The sequence below is a fragment of the Nocardioides sp. YIM 152315 genome (genome assembly GCF_029210375.1).
Taxonomy (GTDB): domain Bacteria; phylum Actinomycetota; class Actinomycetes; order Propionibacteriales; family Nocardioidaceae; genus Nocardioides.
The window spans coordinates 1-16,796 of sequence record NZ_JARGER010000009.1; the positions used below are offsets into that span (position 1 = coordinate 1).

14 protein-coding genes and 1 pseudogene are annotated in these 16,796 nt (G+C 72.6%); 10 read left to right on the forward strand and 5 right to left on the reverse strand.

From position 1 onward, the window contains the following. A pseudogene (locus PZ894_RS01755) lies at positions 1–198 on the forward strand (HNH endonuclease); the annotation flags it as partial. 39 nt (positions 199–237) lie between these two features. On the opposite strand, the gene PZ894_RS01760 reads toward PZ894_RS01755, so the two are convergent. The 5 genes from PZ894_RS01760 to PZ894_RS01780 all read right to left on the reverse strand — a co-directional run bounded on the left by PZ894_RS01760 (position 238) and on the right by PZ894_RS01780 (position 5,172). Beyond that, on the reverse strand, positions 238–1,083 hold the full coding sequence (locus PZ894_RS01760) for a 3-hydroxybutyryl-CoA dehydrogenase (RefSeq protein WP_275741853.1): 846 nt from the start codon (positions 1,081–1,083) through the stop codon (positions 238–240). Further along, a complete protein-coding gene (locus tag PZ894_RS01765; protein WP_275741855.1) occupies positions 1,080–1,649 on the reverse strand; it encodes a DUF1992 domain-containing protein in 570 nt (189 codons plus the stop codon). Before PZ894_RS01765 ends, PZ894_RS01760 begins: the two co-directional genes overlap by 4 nt. Positions 1,650–1,689: 40 nt before the next feature. Continuing rightward, the gene (locus tag PZ894_RS01770) at positions 1,690–3,132 is read right to left on the reverse strand and encodes an MFS transporter (RefSeq protein ID WP_275741857.1); all 1,443 of its coding nucleotides are present in this window, start codon (positions 3,130–3,132) and stop codon (positions 1,690–1,692) included. Next, on the reverse strand, positions 3,129–4,460 hold the full coding sequence (locus PZ894_RS01775) for a M20/M25/M40 family metallo-hydrolase (RefSeq protein WP_275741859.1): 1,332 nt from the start codon (positions 4,458–4,460) through the stop codon (positions 3,129–3,131). The genes PZ894_RS01770 and PZ894_RS01775 overlap by 4 nt, the downstream gene beginning before the upstream one ends. A 76-nt stretch (positions 4,461–4,536) precedes the next feature. Then, the gene (locus PZ894_RS01780) at positions 4,537–5,172 is read right to left on the reverse strand and encodes a nitroreductase family protein (RefSeq protein ID WP_275741861.1); all 636 of its coding nucleotides are present in this window, start codon (positions 5,170–5,172) and stop codon (positions 4,537–4,539) included. A 10-nt stretch (positions 5,173–5,182) separates the two neighbouring features. Between PZ894_RS01780 and PZ894_RS01785 the strand changes: the two genes are divergently transcribed. The 9 genes from PZ894_RS01785 to PZ894_RS01825 all read left to right on the forward strand — a co-directional run bounded on the left by PZ894_RS01785 (position 5,183) and on the right by PZ894_RS01825 (position 16,795). Beyond that, complete coding sequence (locus PZ894_RS01785) at positions 5,183–6,367, forward strand: allantoate amidohydrolase (RefSeq protein WP_275741863.1); 1,185 nt, start codon at positions 5,183–5,185, stop codon at positions 6,365–6,367. Then, positions 6,364–7,638 (forward strand): formimidoylglutamate deiminase, encoded by a 1,275-nt coding sequence (locus PZ894_RS01790; protein WP_275741865.1) that lies wholly within the window; start codon positions 6,364–6,366, stop codon positions 7,636–7,638. The genes PZ894_RS01785 and PZ894_RS01790 overlap by 4 nt, the downstream gene beginning before the upstream one ends. After that, on the forward strand, positions 7,635–8,795 hold the full coding sequence (hutI, locus tag PZ894_RS01795; RefSeq protein ID WP_275741867.1) for an imidazolonepropionase: 1,161 nt from the start codon (positions 7,635–7,637) through the stop codon (positions 8,793–8,795). Before PZ894_RS01790 ends, hutI begins: the two co-directional genes overlap by 4 nt. Positions 8,796–8,852: 57 nt before the next feature. Then, positions 8,853–9,581, forward strand: coding sequence for a hypothetical protein (locus PZ894_RS01800; protein ID WP_275741868.1), 729 nt, complete (start codon positions 8,853–8,855; stop codon positions 9,579–9,581). Positions 9,582–9,691: 110 nt separating this feature from the next. Next, positions 9,692–9,862, forward strand: coding sequence for a hypothetical protein (locus tag PZ894_RS01805; RefSeq protein WP_275741870.1), 171 nt, complete (start codon positions 9,692–9,694; stop codon positions 9,860–9,862). A 79-nt stretch (positions 9,863–9,941) separates the two neighbouring features. Then, positions 9,942–12,893, forward strand: a complete 2,952-nt coding sequence (locus tag PZ894_RS01810) for a helix-turn-helix transcriptional regulator (protein WP_275741872.1) — start codon at positions 9,942–9,944, stop codon at positions 12,891–12,893. Positions 12,894–13,081: 188 nt separating this feature from the next. After that, entirely contained in the window at positions 13,082–14,143 is a 1,062-nt protein-coding gene (locus PZ894_RS01815; RefSeq protein ID WP_275741904.1) for a BMP family protein, read from the forward strand. After that, entirely contained in the window at positions 14,140–15,717 is a 1,578-nt protein-coding gene (locus tag PZ894_RS01820; protein ID WP_275741874.1) for an ABC transporter ATP-binding protein, read from the forward strand. The genes PZ894_RS01815 and PZ894_RS01820 overlap by 4 nt, the downstream gene beginning before the upstream one ends. Beyond that, complete coding sequence (locus tag PZ894_RS01825; RefSeq protein ID WP_275741877.1) at positions 15,710–16,795, forward strand: ABC transporter permease; 1,086 nt, start codon at positions 15,710–15,712, stop codon at positions 16,793–16,795. Before PZ894_RS01820 ends, PZ894_RS01825 begins: the two co-directional genes overlap by 8 nt. Position 16,796: the final 1 nt, after the last annotated feature.

Sequence of the window (16,796 nt, forward strand, 5' to 3'; positions counted from 1 at the left end):
CACGGCTGCACCGCCGAGGGCTGCGACCACACCACCGGACTCCACGCCCACCACCGCATCCGCGGGACCGACGGAGGCACCACCAACCTCGACGACGGCGTCAGCCTCTGCCACTGGCACCACAACCGCGCCCACGATTCGAACTACGACACGACCTACCTGCCCACCGGCAAGGTCGAGTTCCACCGCCGGACGTGAGAGGCGCGGGCCCCTGGGAGACCGGTGGTCGGATCCGGATCACCCGTAGGTGTAGAAGCCGCGCCCGGTCTTGCGGCCGAGCAGGCCGGCGTCGACCATCCGCTGGAGGAGCGGCGGGGCGGCGTACAGCGGCTCCTTGAACTCCTCGTAGAGCGACTCCGCGACGGCCTTGGTGGTGTCGAGGCCGATCAGGTCGGCGAGCGCGAGCGGGCCCTGCGGGTGGGCGGCGCCGAGCACGAGGCCGCGGTCGATGTCCTCGGCGGAGGCGAAGCCGGACTCGTACATCCGGATCGCCGACAGGATGAAGGGGATCAGCAGCGCGTTGACCACGAAGCCGGCCCGGTCCTGGCAGTCGATCGCCTGCTTGCCGAGGGAGCTCTCGACCCAGGCGCGCGACCGCGCCGTGGTGTCCTCGGACGTGAGCAGCGACGGCACCAGCTCGACCAGCTGCAGCACCGGCACCGGGTTGAAGAAGTGGATGCCGATCACCTGCGTCGGGCGGCTGGTCACCACGCCCAGCTTCATGATCGGGATCGAGGAGGTGTTGGAGGCCAGGATCGCGTCGGGCGCCTCCACGATCGCATCGAGCCGCTTGAAGAGGTCGACCTTCGCCGCCTCGTCCTCGACGATGGCCTCGACCACGACCTCGCGGTCGCCGACGGCGCCCAGATCGGTCTCGACCCGGATCCGGCCCAGCACGTCGGCAGCGGAGTTGATCTTCCCCTTGGCCTCGGCGCGCTCCAGGGACCTCTCGAGGCGACCGAGCGCGGCCTTGGCCGCGTCGTCGTTCGACTCCACCACGACGACGTCCTGGCCCGCGCGGGCGCTGACCTCGGCGATGCCCGACCCCATCAGGCCACCGCCGACCACGGCTACGTTCTTCATGAGCTCCCCTCTCCACGTCTGCTGCGTCGATTCCACCAGTGGCGCCGGCGGGGCGCGTCGGCGGGCCCGGTCCGTGGGACGCGCTGAGCCGCGTGGGCCGCCCTCCGGGCCGCCCACGCGGCGACCGTGTCGTCGACGTCGCGGGGCATCGTGATCAGGGGCGGGCCGCCGTGGAGCGAGTAGCGCGCACGGATGACCCGCTCGTTGAAGTCCTCGACCACGCGGCGGACCTCGGCCTCGTAGTTGATCGCGTCGAGCCGGTCGTCGAGCTCGGCGTCCTCCTTGCGCAGCGCCAGGCTGGGCGGCAGGACCGCGATCTTCTCGCGCTCGACCAGCTGCTTCACCCACCAGTCGGGGTCGTGGTGGGCGCCGAGGTCCTTGATCGGCTTGCCGGCCCCGGGCAGGTCGTCGAAGTCACCGCGCTCCATCGCCTGCTGGACCTGCAGGTCCACCCAGGTGTGCTGCTGGCGCATCCGGGCGGCCGCGGCGGCGGACCCGGTACGACGTGCGCGTGGGTGCTCGGACGACTCCGGCCGTCCCTCGGGCCACTCCTCGCTCTCGGGCATGGGGGCTCACCTCCTGCCCCGCCCACGATAGCCAGCGCTGCTACCGCAGCAGCGGCGTGGGCTCCTCGGGCACCTCCCGGGGCAGCATCGCCAGGGCGACGGCGGCGAGCAGCGCGGCGACGGCGCAGACGGACCAGACGGTGAGGTAGCCCGAGAGCGCGGCGTGGCCCTCCTCGGGATCATCGAGCGAGCCGGTCGCCGAGAGCGCGATCGCGAAGACCGCCGACGCGATCGCTCCGCCGACGGTCTTGGTCGCGTTGGTCATGCCGGTGGCGAACCCGGTGCGCTCGGGCGGCGCCGCGGCCGCCGCGGCGGCGGGCAGCGAGGCGACCAGCGCGCCCGACCCGAGTCCGATGATCGCCATGTTGACGAGGGCCTGGAGCGTCGAGCCGTGCAGCGGGAGCCACATCGCGTAGCCGATCGCGACCAGCACCGACGAGAGCACCAACGAGCCGCGCGGTCCGAAGGCGCGGGCCGTCAGCGGCAGCGTGAACGCCCCGATCGCCATGAAGATCACGTAGATGCCGATCAGCGTCGACACGAAGCCCGCGCTGGCGCCGAGACCGTAGCCGGCCACGTCGGGGTCGGTGCGGGCGAACGTCGACAGCGGGATCTGCGCCCCGAGCACCGACATGCCGAAGAGGAACGCCGTGAGCTGCACGGGCCACTGGCCGGGCGCACGCAACAGGCGTACGTCGACGATCGGCTCCTCCTGACGCATCTCGAAGCGGGCGAACGGCACGGTGAGGGCGAGGCCGAGGAGGACGAGCAGCCAGGCGAGCGGGCTGCCGACGCCGTCGAGGCGCACCACGATCAGGCCGGCCATGACGAGACCGAGCGCGACCGTGATCAGGCCGAGGCCGCCCCAGTCCAGGCCGCCGGAGGACGTGCCCTCCATGTCCTCGATCCCGAACCAGATGACCACGAAGCACACCGTCACGGCGATCGCCGGGAGCATCAGCAGCACGGTCATCGACGTCGCCTCGACCAGCGCCCCGCTGGTCACCGCACCGACGATGACGGCGAGCTCGAGCGCGCCCACGAGGATGCCGGCCGCGCGACGGGTGAGCTGGTGCTGGCGGCCGGTGCCGGCGGTACGCCGATGGATGATCGCGACCTCGAGCGGCAGCCACACGACGTACGCGCCCTGGATCGCGGAGCCGACGAGGAAGGTCGTGAAGGACGGCGCGAACGCCATGATCCACGACCCCAGTGCGGTCACGGCCGTCGAGAGGAGGAGGACCTTCTTGTGGCCGACGATGTCGCCGAGCCGGGCGAGGGGCGGTACGACGAGCGCCGAGACGATCAGCTGCGCGGCCTCGAACCAGTTGACGTCGGCGTCGGCGATGTCGAGGTGGTCGGCGATGTCGGTGAAGATCGGCGTGTAGTAGCCCTGCAGGATGCCGCTGGCCAGCTCGACGCAGACCAGGAAGCCGACGATCGTCGCGAGGCTCTTGGCCCGCGGGTCGTTGAGGACGGTCACGCTGCAGGGATCCTCTCGATCAGGCGCTGGTACCACCGCACGCCGTCGAGGAAGGCCTCGATCCCGAGGTGCTCGTCGTACGAGTGGATCGACTCGCGCTGCGCCTTGGTCATCCGGAACGGGGCGAACCGGTAGACCCGGGAGCAGATCCCGGTGAAGAACCGCGAGTCGGTCGCGGCCATCATGACGTAGGGAGCCGGGATCGCGTCGGGAAAGACGTCGCTGATGGTCGACTCGATGAGGCGGAAGGCGTCGTCGTCGACCGGGGAGATCGGACTCGGCTCGTTCTCGTCGACGACGGTCACCTGCACGTCGTCGTCCGCGACCGTCTTGCGGACGTGGTCGAGCACGCCGGCGACGGTGTCGCCGACCATGATCCGGATGTTCACGCCGGCCTTGGCCGTCGACGCGATCACGTTGAGTGCGGGCGAGCCGGCGAGCGTCGTGATCGCGAACGTCGTCCGCGTCATCGCCGCCGGCTCCGGGCCCGCCGCGATCAGGGCGCGGGTGAGGACCGGCCGCACCTTCGCGGCGTTCGCCATCAGCGGGCGGAGGGCCCGGGGCGCGTGTGGCGCCATCCGACGGAGCAGCTCGATCGTGGGCTCCGGCACGCTCGCGGCCATCTGGTGGCGGTCGAGCCGGGCCAGGGCCCGGGCCAGCCGGACCGTGGGGCCGTTGCGGGCCGGCGTGGAGGCGTGGCCGCCGCGCCCGTCGACGCGCAGCTCGAGCGAGGTGACGCCCTTCTCCGTGACGCCGACGACGCCGACCGGCGCCGCGACGCCGGGGAAGGCCTCGGACGCGACGGCGCCGCCCTCGTCCATCACGAACCAGGGGCGCACCCCGCGACTGCTCAGCGCCGCCACGGCCAGCGAGGCGGCCGAGCCCGACACCTCCTCGTTGCAGCCGAACGACAGCCAGACGTCCTGGGCCGGCGTGAAGTCCTGCTCCAGCAGCGTCTCGACGGCCTCGCAGACGGCGACGAGCTGGCCCTTGTCGTCCAGCGTGCCCCGGCCCCAGACCGCGCCGTCGTGGATCTCGGCACCGAACGGAGGGTGCTGCCAGGTCGCGTCGCCGTCGACGGGTACGACGTCGAGGTGCGCCATCAGCACGACCGGCCGCTCGTCGCTGCGACCCCTCCAGTGGAAGAGCAGGCCGTGCGTGTCGACCCGCGTCAGCTCGAGGCGCTCGTGCAGCAGCGGGAACTGGCGCTCGTGCTCGACGACGAACCGGTCGAAGGCGTCGGTGTCGACGAGCTTCCAGTCGGGGTACGAGACCGTCGGGATGCGGATGAGGGCCTGGAGCTTCGCGACTGCGCGGTGGGTCGTCACGGGCAGACGCTACGACACCCGGGCGCGTCTCGAATGCGAGACGTACGCCGTGGTGCGCCGCGTTGACCCGGACCGGCTAGGCCGATGGACTGGCCTGGTGTCCTCCCCGACCTCCCCAGCGCCCGCGATGCACGACGTCCGTGACCGGCTTGCGGGGCCGGCGGGTCGGCGAGCCGGCGGCGCCGCCGTCGGCGGGGTGGCCGATCGTGACGACGCCGACCGGGTCGTACTCCGGATCGATCCCGAACTCCGCGCGCACGGCGTCCACGCGCGGCGTGGGCACGCCGATGAAGCACGACCCCAGCCCGGCGTCCGTCGCCGTCTGCAGGATCAGCAGCGCCGCCATCGCGGCGTCCATGTGCCAGAACGGCATGGGCCAGCGTGCCTCGTCCTGGTCGGTCCAGCCCTTGTCGGCCTCGGCGTACCGGCGCAGGTACGCCGCCTTGCTGGAGCACGGGATGATCACGACCGGTGCCCGCATCATGCCGCTCAGCCACTCGTCCGGGTCGTCGACGTCGTCGGCCGTCACCTCCCAGTAGCGGCGCACGTCGGCCGGGGTGTCGAGCACCAGGAATGCCCAGCCCTGGCTGAACCCGGCGCTCGGCGCGCGGGTCGCGTTGCTCAGGGCCCGGTCGACCAGCCCGGGGTCGACGGGGTCCGATGCGTAGCTGCGGACCATCCGTCGGCGGCGTACGACGTCCTGGAACTCCATGGAGAGCACTGTGCCTGACGCCTTTGAGCGGATGTGGGCCGACCTCGCCCCCGTGGGGCGGTCGGCGGTCTCCGGCGGCTACTTCCGGCAGCCCTTCGACGCGGCGGAGCGCGAGCTGGCGGTGTGGTTCGAGGAGCAGTGCGGGGCGCGCGGGCTGCGCGTCGAGCGGGACGACTTCGGCAACGTCGTCGGGTGGTGGGACGTCGGGTCGGGACCCGCCGTGCTGACCGGGTCGCACCTGGACTCGGTGCTCGACGGGGGTGCGTACGACGGGCCGCTCGGCGTCGTCTCCGCGCTGGCCGCGATCGACCTGCTGCGCTCGCGCGGCGTGGTGCCGTCGCGGCCGGTCGGGGTGTCGGTGTTCGTGGAGGAGGAGGGCTCGCGGTTCGGGCTCGCCTGCCTCGGGTCGCGCCTGGCGGCGGGCGCGGTGTCGTGGGAGTCGGCGCGGTCGCTGCGCGACCGTGACGGGGTGGCGCTCGGCGACGTCGTCGCGGGCGGGTCGTCGGCGCTGCTGTCGTCGGTCGGGACGTTCGTGGAGCTGCACGTCGAGCAGGGCCGCGACCTCGTCGACCGGGGCGCGGCCATCGGGGTGGCCAGCGAGATCTGGCCGCACGGGCGCTACCGCTTCGACTTCGGCGGTGCCGCCAACCACGCAGGGACGACGCGGATGGAGGACCGTCGGGACCCGATGCTGACCTACGCGATGACCGCGCTGGCAGCCAACAAGCAGGCCCGGCTGGCGGGGCAGCGTGCGACCTTCGGCCGGGTGGCCGTCGAGCCCAACGGCACCAACGCCGTACCGTCCCGGGTCACCGCCTGGCTCGACGCGCGCTGCTCGACCGACGAGGCCCTGACGTCGCTGGTCGAGGCGGTCACGACCCAGGCCGCCGATCGCGCCGGGCGGGACGGGACGTCGCTTGACGTCGTCGCCGAGTCCGTGTCGGGCGCCGTGACCTTCTCGCCGGACCTCGCGGCCGCCGTCGCCGCCGACCACGAGGGCGGCGACTGGCCGATCATCCCGACCGCCGCCGGCCACGACGCCGGGATCCTCTCGTCCGCCGGCATCCCCACCGCGATGCTCTTCGTCCGCAACCCGACGGGCGTCTCGCACTCCCCGGAGGAGCACGCCTCGACGCCCGACTGCCTCGTCGGCGTCTCCGCGCTGGCCGACACCCTGGAGCGGCTGACGCGATGAGCACGTCGTACCTGCTGGAGCGGGCCTGGGTCGACGGCGCCGTCCGCGATGACGTGCTGGTCGAGATCGCGGGCGGACTGTTCACTTCCGTCACACCGTTGGGCCAGAACCGGAACCTCTCGGGCGAAGTTCCGGCCGAGAAGGTCCAGTTTCCCCGGGTGCCCGGGGAAACCGCACGGCTCCCCGGCCTCACCATCCCCGGCCTCGCCAACGACCACAGCCACGCGTTCCACCGGGCGCTGCGCGGGCGGACCCAGCGGGAGCGCGGGACGTTCTGGACGTGGCGCGACCAGATGTACGCCGTGGCCCAGCGGCTCACTCCGGACACCTACTTCGCCCTCGCCCGGGCGACCTATCGCGAGATGGTCGCGGCGGGCTACACGTCGGTGAGCGAGTTCCACTACGTCCACGACCCCGAGCCGGCGATGGGCGACGCGCTCCGGTCTGCCGGCGCCGAGGCCGGCATCCGGGTCACGCTGCTCGACACCTGCTACGTCAGCAGCGGGTTCGGTGCGCCGCCCGAGGGGGTCCAGGTCCGCTACAGCGACGGCACGGCCCGACGGTGGGCCGGGCGCGTCGGCTCCGGGCCGGCCGCCATCCACTCGGTGCGGGCGGTGCCGAGGGACCAGCTGCACGTCTTCCGCGGCCGGAGCCCACTGCACGTCCACCTCTCCGAGCAGGAGGCGGAGAACGAGGCCTGCCTCGCGGCGTACGGCGTGACCCCGACGCGGCTGCTCCACGACGAGGGGCTGCTCGGCCCGGGCACCACGGCCGTGCACGCCACCCACCTGACCGACGACGACATCGCCCTGCTGGGCACGACGAGGACGAACGTGTGCCTCACCCCCACGACCGAGCGCGACCTCGCCGACGGCATCGGCCCGGCAAGGGCGCTGGCGGCCGCGGGGTGCCGCATCACGATCGGCAGCGACAGCCACGCGGTGGTCGACCCGTTCGAGGAGCTGCGCGCGCTCGAGATGCACGAGCGGCTGACGACCCGGGAGCGGGGGCACTGGACGGCGGGCGAGCTCCTCGACGTCGGAGCGGGGGCTCGGATCGCGATCGGCGAGCCCGCCGACCTGGTCACGATCGACACCACCAGTCCGCGCACGGCCGGCACCGGCGCCGACGAGCACACCGCCGTCTTCGCCGCGACCGCCGCCGACGTCACCCGCGTGGTCGTCGGCGGAGCAGAGGTCTACACCACCGCGGACGACGAGGCGATCGGTCGCGAGCTCGGCGCCGCGATCGGGAAGGTCGAGCAGCGATGAGCGTCCTGATCACCAACATCGGCGAGCTCTTCACCAGTGACCCCGAGGGGCCGCCCACGATGGAGGCCGCCGCGCTCGTGGTCGACGGCGCCACGGTCGCCTGGACCGGCGCCGCCGCCGACGCGCCACCCGCCGACGAGCGGGTCGACGTCGGCGGCCGCGCCGTGCTGCCCGGGTTCGTCGACTCCCACTCCCACCTGGTCTTCGCCGGCGACCGCGCCCAGGAGTTCGCCGCCCGGATGGCCGGCACGCCGTACGCCGCGGGCGGCATCCGCACCACCGTCGCCGCCACCCGGGCCGCGACCGACGAGCAGCTCACCGGCCACGTGGCCCGACTCGTCGAGGAGATGCGCCGTCAGGGCACCACGACGGTGGAGATCAAGAGCGGCTACGGGCTGACCGTCCACGACGAGGCGCGGAGCCTGGCCGTGGCGCGCCAGTTCACCGAGGAGACGACGTACCTCGGCGCCCACGTCGTGCCCGAGGGCGACCCGCAGGAGTACGTCGACCTGGTCACCGGAGCGATGCTCGACGCGGCCAGCCCGCACGCCCGCTGGATCGACGTCTTCTGCGAGCGCGGCGCCTTCGACGCCGACCAGGCCAGGACGATCCTGCGCGCCGGTGCGGCCGCCGGGCTGAGGGGCAGGCTGCACGCCAACCAGCTCACCTACGGGGAGGGCGTGCAGCTCGCCGCCGATCTCGGTCTGGTCGCCGTCGACCACTGCACCTACCTCGCCGACGCCGACGTCGCGGCGCTCCGCGACAGCGGCACGATCGCGACGCTGCTCCCCGGTGTCGAGTTCTCCACCCGCCAGCCCTACCCCGACGCGCGCCGACTCCTCGACTCCGGCGTCGACGTCGCGCTCGCCTCCGACTGCAACCCGGGATCGTGCTTCACGAGCTCGATGCCGCTGTGCATCGCCCTCGCCGTCCGCGAGATGGGGATGACCCCGGCCGAGGCGGTGCACGCCGCGACGTACGTCGGCGCGCGCGCCCTCGACCGCGACGACGTGGGCGCTCTCGTGCCCGGCCGCCGCGCCGACCTCGTCGTCCTCGACGCGCCGTCCCACGTGCACCTGGCCTACCGGCCGGGCGTGCCGATCGTGACCGCGACCTGGGTCGGCGGACGGCCGCACGTGCGCGCCACGGCGGTGTAGTGTCGCGCGCCACCGGTCGGTGACCGCCGGGCCGGTTCGCGGCGGAGGGAGACAATCGTGGGCCGACGACTCGTCACGGTGCTGGGGGTCGCGCTCGCGGCCTCGCTGGCGGTGCCCCCGTCGCCCGTGCTCGCCCGGCCCGCCTCGGACGAGCGGCGGGATCCTCGGGTCGTCGGGGTCGGGGGACCCGAGACGATGATCCTGCGCTCCGGGTGCCACGAGACCTATCACGCCGCGGCCGTCTTCGACGCGGTCGCGGGCGAGGAGTACTGGGCGACGATCAACGCCGAGGACGCGACCGGCGGCGACATCGACGGTGCGATCCGCGAGGGCGTCGTCACCAGCCCCGGACGGATCACCGTGACGGCGCCGCTGCTGCTGTGCGGCGCGGTCCACGAGGCCGGAGTCGGCCGGATCAAGGTCGGGCTGCTGGTGGGCGACACCGACGAGACGCTGCGCAAGCGCGTCACCCTCAAGTACGACGACCGCGTCTCGCTGCGCAAGGCGAAGCGCGTCCGCGGCCACACGACCCTGCGCGGCGTGTGGAGCCGGGGCAAGGGCTTCGGCCCGGGCCTCACCACCTACGTCCGCAAGTCGGTGCGCGTCCAGCTTTTCTTCAAGCCGCGCGGCAGCCGGCGCTGGCAGCACGTGGGCCGGACCGGCATCGACTTCGAAGGACGCTGGGCGGCGCGCGCGCCCATCGGCGACCCGGGCCGCTGGCAGGCCCGGATCGCCGGGTCCAACCGGCTGCTGCCGGCCCGGTCCCAGGTGCGCCGCGCCCGCTGAGCCACCCCTAAGGCACCGGACCGTCCCGGATAAGGCACTCGTCCGATGTGCCGGCCTACCTCAGACGACGAACCTCGTGGTCATCGACGAGGAGCTGAGGAGCCCACACCATGTACGACAACACCGTCCACCGCGACTACGTGAAGACCGAGATGGAGTACCGCCTCGGGCGGATCCGGGCCGACATCGCCGGCCGACGCACCCGCCGCGCGCTGACGCGCCGCAACGCCCAGAACCGGCCGGGAGACGCCGGCGGCACGGCCAGCACCTGGGCCGACTGATCGGCGGCCCGCGATGAGCGGCGCCGTCGTGGCGGCTATTCAGGAGCACGACACAACAGAACACGGGATCATGGGCGGCGTGGCAGCACACACCAGCCGAACCCTGGTCGGGCGAGACGCCGAGCTGACGGAGCTCTCTTCGTTGCTCGGCGTTCGTCCGTCCCCGGATCCCGGCAGCGGTACGCCGGGCGGGGTGGCGCTCCTCTCCGGCGACGCCGGCGTCGGCAAGACCCGGCTCCTGGTCGAGCTGCGCGACCGGGCCTTCGCCGAGGGGTGGCGGGTCTTCGCGGGGCACTGCCTCGACTTCGGCGACTCCGCGCTGCCCTACCTGCCCTTCTCCGAGGTCCTCGGCCGGGTCGCGGCCGACCTCCCCGACGTCGTCGACCAGGTCGCCGCCCAGTACCCCGCCCTGGCCCGGCTCCAGCCCGGGCGCCGCGTGCTCGGCTCCGCCGGCGCCGCGGACACGGCCGAGCAGGCGGGCACCCTCGACCGTGCCGACCTCTTCGAGGCCGTGCACACCCTCCTCGAGACCGCTGCCGCGACGGCGCCGGTCCTCCTCGTGGTCGAGGACACCCACTGGGCCGACCAGTCGACGCGCGACCTCCTCAGCTTCCTCTTCTCGCGCCCGTTCGACGGCCCGGTGGCCGTGGTGGCGTCGTACCGCGCCGACGACCTGCACCGCCGCCACCCGCTGCGACGCCAGGTCGCCGAGTGGTCGCGCATCCGAGGCGTCCACCGGGTGGCGCTCTCGCCGCTGCCCGAGGACGCCGTGCGCGCCCTGATCCACGAGCTGGTGCCCGAGGGCCTCTCCGAGAAGGAGCTCGTCGACATCGTCGAGCGCGCCGACGGCAACGCGTTCTTCGTCGAGGAGCTCACCAGCGCCGCCGCCGAGCCCGGCCGGTGGGTGCCGCCCGACCTCGCCGACGTGCTGCTCGTGCGCCTCGACCGGCTCGACGACACCGCGCGCCAGGTCGTGCGCACCGCGAGCGCGTCGGGCCGGCGGGTCTCCCACGAGATGCTCGCCGCGACGTCCGGGCTGGACACCGCGGCGCTCGACGAGGGCCTGCGCAAGGCCGTCGAGATGAACGTGCTGCTCGCCCAGGAGGGCCGCTACGCGTTCCGCCACGCCCTGCTCGGTGAGGCCGTCTATGACGACCTCCTGCCCGGCGAGCGGGTGCGGCTGCACGCACGGTACGTCGAGGCGCTCCACGACGGCACCGTCGGCGGGACCGCGGCCGAGCTGGCCCGCCACGCCCGGCTCGCCAACGACCTCGACATCGCGCTGACCGCGAGCATCCAGGCCGGTCGCGAGGCGTGGGACGTCGGCGGGCCCGACGAGGCGGCGTACCACTATCAGCAGGCACTCCAGCTGGTCGCCGACCCCCGCCGCTGCGAGCGCTCCGCGGTCGACGTGTCCAAGCTCGCCACCAACGCCGCGGAGGCGCTGAGCGAGAGCGGCGACACGATCCGCGCCGTCGCCCTGCTCCAGGAACAGCTCGACCGGCTCCCCGCCGAGACGCCACCGGAGTGGCGGTCGCGGATGCTCACCTCGCGGGCGGGCATCCTCATCGTGGTCGACACCGACGAGGACCCGGCCGAGGTCTCCGCGGAGGCGCTGGCGCTGGCGCCCGAGGGCGACAACCGGTGGCGGGCCCGCGCGCTCACCACCCATGCGCGCGTGCTCGCCGCCGTGGGTCGCTACGAGGAGGCCCAGGTCGTCGGGCTCGAGGCGCTCGCGCTCGACGAGCGGCTCGACCTCCACCAGCTCGCCTCGGAGGCGATCACCACGCTGAGCGGACTCAAGAAGGCCGGCCCCAAGGAGGGCCTCCGCGAGGCCCTCCTCGAGGCGATCGCCCGGTCCGAGGACGCCGACGCCATGCATGCCGAGCTGCGCGCGCGGTTCCTGCTCGCCCGGTCCTACGAGGACTGGGCGGAGTGGGACGACGCCGAGGAGTGGTTCCGCAGCGTGACCGTCCGCGCCGACGCCGCCAACCTGCCGTGGACGCCCTACGCCTTCGAGTCGCGCGTCCAGCTCAGCTGGATCCGCACGGTCCGGGGAGGCTGGGACGAGGTGCTCGCGCTCACGGACATGGCGGGGCAGAACCCGCCGCCGATCCCGCGCGCCAACCTCGACGCGCTCCGGCTCAACGTGCTCCAGGCTCGGGGCGAGGACGTCGGCGCCGAGGGCCGCAAGCTGCGCCGGTTCTGGTCGCGCGAGGGCGGCATCGCGATCCACTCCGCGGCCCTCGAGATGGTGCACGCCGGCCGCACCGGCGACGCCCAGGGCGCCGTGCAGGTGTACGACGACGTCGTCGCCGTGCTCTCGCGCACCTGGCACGAGTGGTTCAGCGCCCGGATCCGCTTCGCTGCCGTCGCCATCGGCGCCGTCAACCAGGCGCTCCCGCCGCTCTCGGCCGCCGAGCGAGCCGCGATGCTGCCCGGCGTCGAGCGGCTGAGCGAGGACGGCCACATCGTCGTGCAGCGCTACTCGGACCCCTCCGGGCACTGGGGCCCCGAGGGTCGGGCGTGGAAGAAGCGGCTCGACGCCGAGACGCTTCGCGCCCGCTGGCTCGCCGGCGTCGACGCCCCGCCGCGGGAGGCGCTCGTCGAGGCGTGGCACGAGACCGTCACGCTCTTCGAGGACTTCGGCCACGTCCACGAGCTCGCGGTGGTGCGCACGACGTACGCCGGCATCCTGCGCGCGACCGGCGACACCGCCGGCGCGCGCGAGCAGGGCGATCGCGCCCGCGCGGCCGCGCACGACCTCGGCGCGCGGCCGCTCCTCGACGAGCTGAGGGCGATCGGGTCGGCGCCGGTGCGCACCGAGACGGCGCCCGACGCGCTCACCCCGCGTGAGACCGAGATCCTGACGCTCGTGGCCGACGGCCGCTCGAACGGCGAGATCGCCCGGCAGCTCTTCATCAGCGCGAAGACGGTGTCGGTGCACGTCTCCAACATCCTGGCCAAGCTCGACGCGGCCGGCCGCACCGAGGCCGCGGCGATCGCGCGACGTCGCGGCCTGATCGGCTGACCCGCGACCGACGGCACCGTTCTGCGGAGGCACATGGTCGTCGCTCGGGGCCGGACTTGCAACACCTGTGCGGCAACCGTTACCGGTGCTGGCGGATCTGGGCAGGTGTTGCCCAACGTCCGGTGGAGGGTTGGGCGATGACCGCCGATGTCGGGATCCACCGCCCACCCGCACGATGTCCGCACGTGATGCCCGACACAGCCGCCATCGGCGGTCCCGAGGGCGGGCACGACCAGGAGGCGGGCATGCGCGGACTACTTCGGAACCTCACCGGGCTGGTGGCGGTGGCTCTCGTGGCCACCGGCTGCGGAGGCGACGGCGACAGCGGGGCGGACGACGGCGAACTGCGGATCGCGGCGATCTTCTCGGGTCCCACGACCGACGCCGACTACAACGCACTCGGCCTGGAAGCACTCAACGCCGCGGAGGAGGACGGCGCCGAGGTGTCGTACTCCGAGAGCGTCGCGGTGCCCGACATCGAGCGCGTGCTGCAGGAGTACGTCGCCGACGGCTTCGACGTGATCTGGACCCACGGCTCGCAGTTCTACGAGGCCACCGCGAAGATCGCCGAGCAGAGCCCGGACGTGAACTTCATCGGTGAGTTCGACGGCGAACCGGAGGGCCAGCCGGAGAACGTCTGGACGATCGATCGGAACTTCCACGAGGTCTTCTACCCGATCGGCACCCTGGCGGCGAACCTCACCAAGAGTGGCAAGGTCGGCTACCTGGGCGGCCTCAGCCTCCCGTTCTCCTACTCGGAGGTGCACGCGGTGGAGCAGGCGTTCGACGAGAGCGGCGAGTCCGTCAGCCTCACCTCGGTCTGGAGTGGTGACTTCAACGACACCGTCAAGGCGCAACAGCTCACCAGCCAGCTGGTCTCCGACGGCAACGACGTCGTCATCACCTCGCTCAACCTGGGCGCGGTCGGGGCCTTCAAGGCCGTCAACGACACCGACCCCGGCTCGACCTGGCTGACGGTGAAGTACACCGACAAGTCGCAGAACGGCCCTGAGCACTACGCCGCAACGGTCCTGTACGACTTCACGAGCCCGCTCGACGAGATCCTCGGTGAGATCGACGGCGGCACCACCCAGGGCCGCTACGTGATCGGCTTCGGCGAGGGCAAGGGCGCCAGCGTCTCGGTCGGCGACCAGGTGCCCGCCGAGGCCAAGGCGGCGGCCGAGGAGTCCGTGGCCGGCATCACCGACGGCTCGATCGAAGTCGAGCTCGACCAGTCCGAGGTGAAGTGACCACGCAGCAGCCGCCCCGGCTGGAGATGCGGCGCGTCGTCAAGACCTTCGGGCCGGTCGTGGCCCTCGACTCGGTGGACCTCGTGGTCGCCCGCAACGAGGTGCACGGCCTGCTCGGCGGCAACGGCGCCGGCAAGACGACGCTCATGAACGTTCTCTACGGGCTCTACCGCCCGAACTCGGGCGAGGTGCTCCTGGACGGTGAGCCGGTGACCGTCGGCTCTCCTAGGGACGCCATCGACGCAGGCGTCGGCATGGTTCACCAGACGTTCCTCCAGGTCGACAACTACACCGTGACCGAGAACATCGTCCTCGGCACCGACGTCTCCGGCGCGCTCCGCCTCGACCTCGATGAGGCGAGGAAGAGGATCCGCGAGCTGAGCACGAGGTTCGGCCTCAGCGTCGATCCGGACGCCGTCGTGGAGGACCTGCCCGTCGGCGTCCGGCAGCGGGTCGAGATCCTGAAGGCCCTCTACCGCGGCGCACGACTGCTGATCCTCGACGAGCCCACGACCAACCTGACGCCGCAGGAGGTCGACGACCTCTTCGGGTCGATGCGGGCGATGGTGGACGACGGGATGAGCGTCGTGCTGATCACCCACAAGATCCGCGAGACGCTCGGTGTCTGCGACCGGATGACCGTGATGCGCGACGGCCGGAGCGTGGAGACCATCGAACGCTCCGACACCGATGCCGACCACCTGGCGGACGTCATGGTGGGCGGCACCACCGGCCCGGGCGAGCTGATCGACGCGGCCGCGCTGGGCGCGGTCGACGCGGAAGAGGTCGAGGTCACCGTCTCGTCCGTCCGCGACGCCGTTGGTGTGTCGGTTCAGGGCCTGGTCGTGAACAACGACCAGGGCCACGAGCTGGTCCCTGGCTTCGACCTGGAGATCCGCGAGGGCGAGATCGTCGGCATCGCCGGGGTGGCGGGCAACGGTCAGGTCGAGCTTGCGGAGGCGCTCGCCGGCGTACGTGCGGTGCGGGCGGGCTCCGTCGAGGTCGGTGGCCGCTCGATGTGCGGGCGGCCGGCCTCGGCCTGGCTGGACCACGGCGTGGCCTACGTCCCAGAGGACCGCCACCGCGACGGCATCCTGCCGACCGCCAGCATCACCGAGAACCTCGTGCTCGGCTCGCAGCGCAGCCCGGGCGTGCGCCGCCACGGACTCCTCGACTGGGGCGCCGCCAAGCAGCGGGCGGTCGAGGCCATCGAGCAGTTCTCGATCCGGGCCAACGGGCCTGCCACGCCTGCCGGCGACCTGTCCGGCGGCAACATCCAGCGCGTCATCCTCGCGCGGGCATTCGCCCGCCGGCCCCGGATGCTGATCCTGCACAACCCGACCCGCGGCCTCGACCTCGGGTCGACCAGGTTCGTCTACGACCAGGTCCGGGTCGCGACCGACGCCGGGTGCGCGATCTTGCTTCTCTCCGAGGACCTCGACGAGGTGATCGCCATGTCCGACCGGGTGATCGCGCTCTTCAAGGGGTCGCGGGCCGGGGAGTGGCAGAAGGGGACCGTGGACGCCTACGAGGTGGGCCGCAGCATGACCGGACTGGGAGAAGCGCGTGTCTGAGACCATCTCCCCAGCGCCCTCGGCCGCGCCACCGGACGCCGAGCCGTCCAACCGCGTGGTCGAGGCGCTGTGGCTCCTGGTGCCGTACGTCGTGTCGGTGGTGTTGGCGTTCGTCGTGGGTGGCCTGATCATCCTGGCGCTCGGCCAGGATCCGGTCGCGGCGTTCGAGTCGGTGCTGACGACCAGCTTCAATACCCGATTCGGCACGGTCGAGACCCTGCACAAGTGGGTGCCGATCCTGCTGTGCGCCTACGCGTTCGCGATCCCGCTCGCCACCGGCAAGTTCAACATCGGCTCCGAGGGCCAGTTGCTTGTCGGTGCCACCGGTGGCGTCGCGCTGGGCATCCTCTGGTCCGACCTGCCGATGGTGATCCTGCTGCCGTGCGTGCTCGTCGCGGGTGCGCTGGCAGGCGCGCTGTGGGCGGGCATCGCCGCGTTCCTCATGGTCAAGTTCAACGTGAACGAGATCCTCAGCACCGTCGTGCTCAACTTCATCTCGTTCCAGGTGATCGACTACGTCGCCAGCCAGGTGTGGCCCGACCGCGGCGCCGGGCACCCGGCGACGACCCCCGTCGGCGACGGCGCCCTGCTGCCGGGCATCGGCGACACCCCGCCGTTCCACTCGGGCGTGCTGCTCACCCTCGTCCTGGTGGTGGTGATCGCGGTCTTCATGCGCCGCACCGCGACCGGCTTCGAGATGCGCGCGGTCGGAGCGAACCTGCGCGCGGCCCAGGTGCACGGCATCAAGACCTCCAGGCTCGCCGGGGCCGGCCTCGTCGTCGGTGGCGCGGTCGCCGGACTCGCAGGCTCGATCGAGGTCGCGGGCGTGCACGGCAAGATGCTCGAGGGGATGCAGTCGAACTTCCTGATCCTCGGCATCATCGTCGGCTTGATGGCACGCGGCAGCATGCTCGCCCTCCCCGTCGTCGCCTTCGGCATCGCCGTCCTGGAGGTGGGCGCGGGCTCGATGCAGCGCACTGCGCAGGTGCCGGTCGAGATGGTGTTGATCATCGAGGCGCTGATCCTGCTGTTCCTGCTGTTGTCCGACATCGTCCGCACGAAGCTCCGGGGGCGCTGAC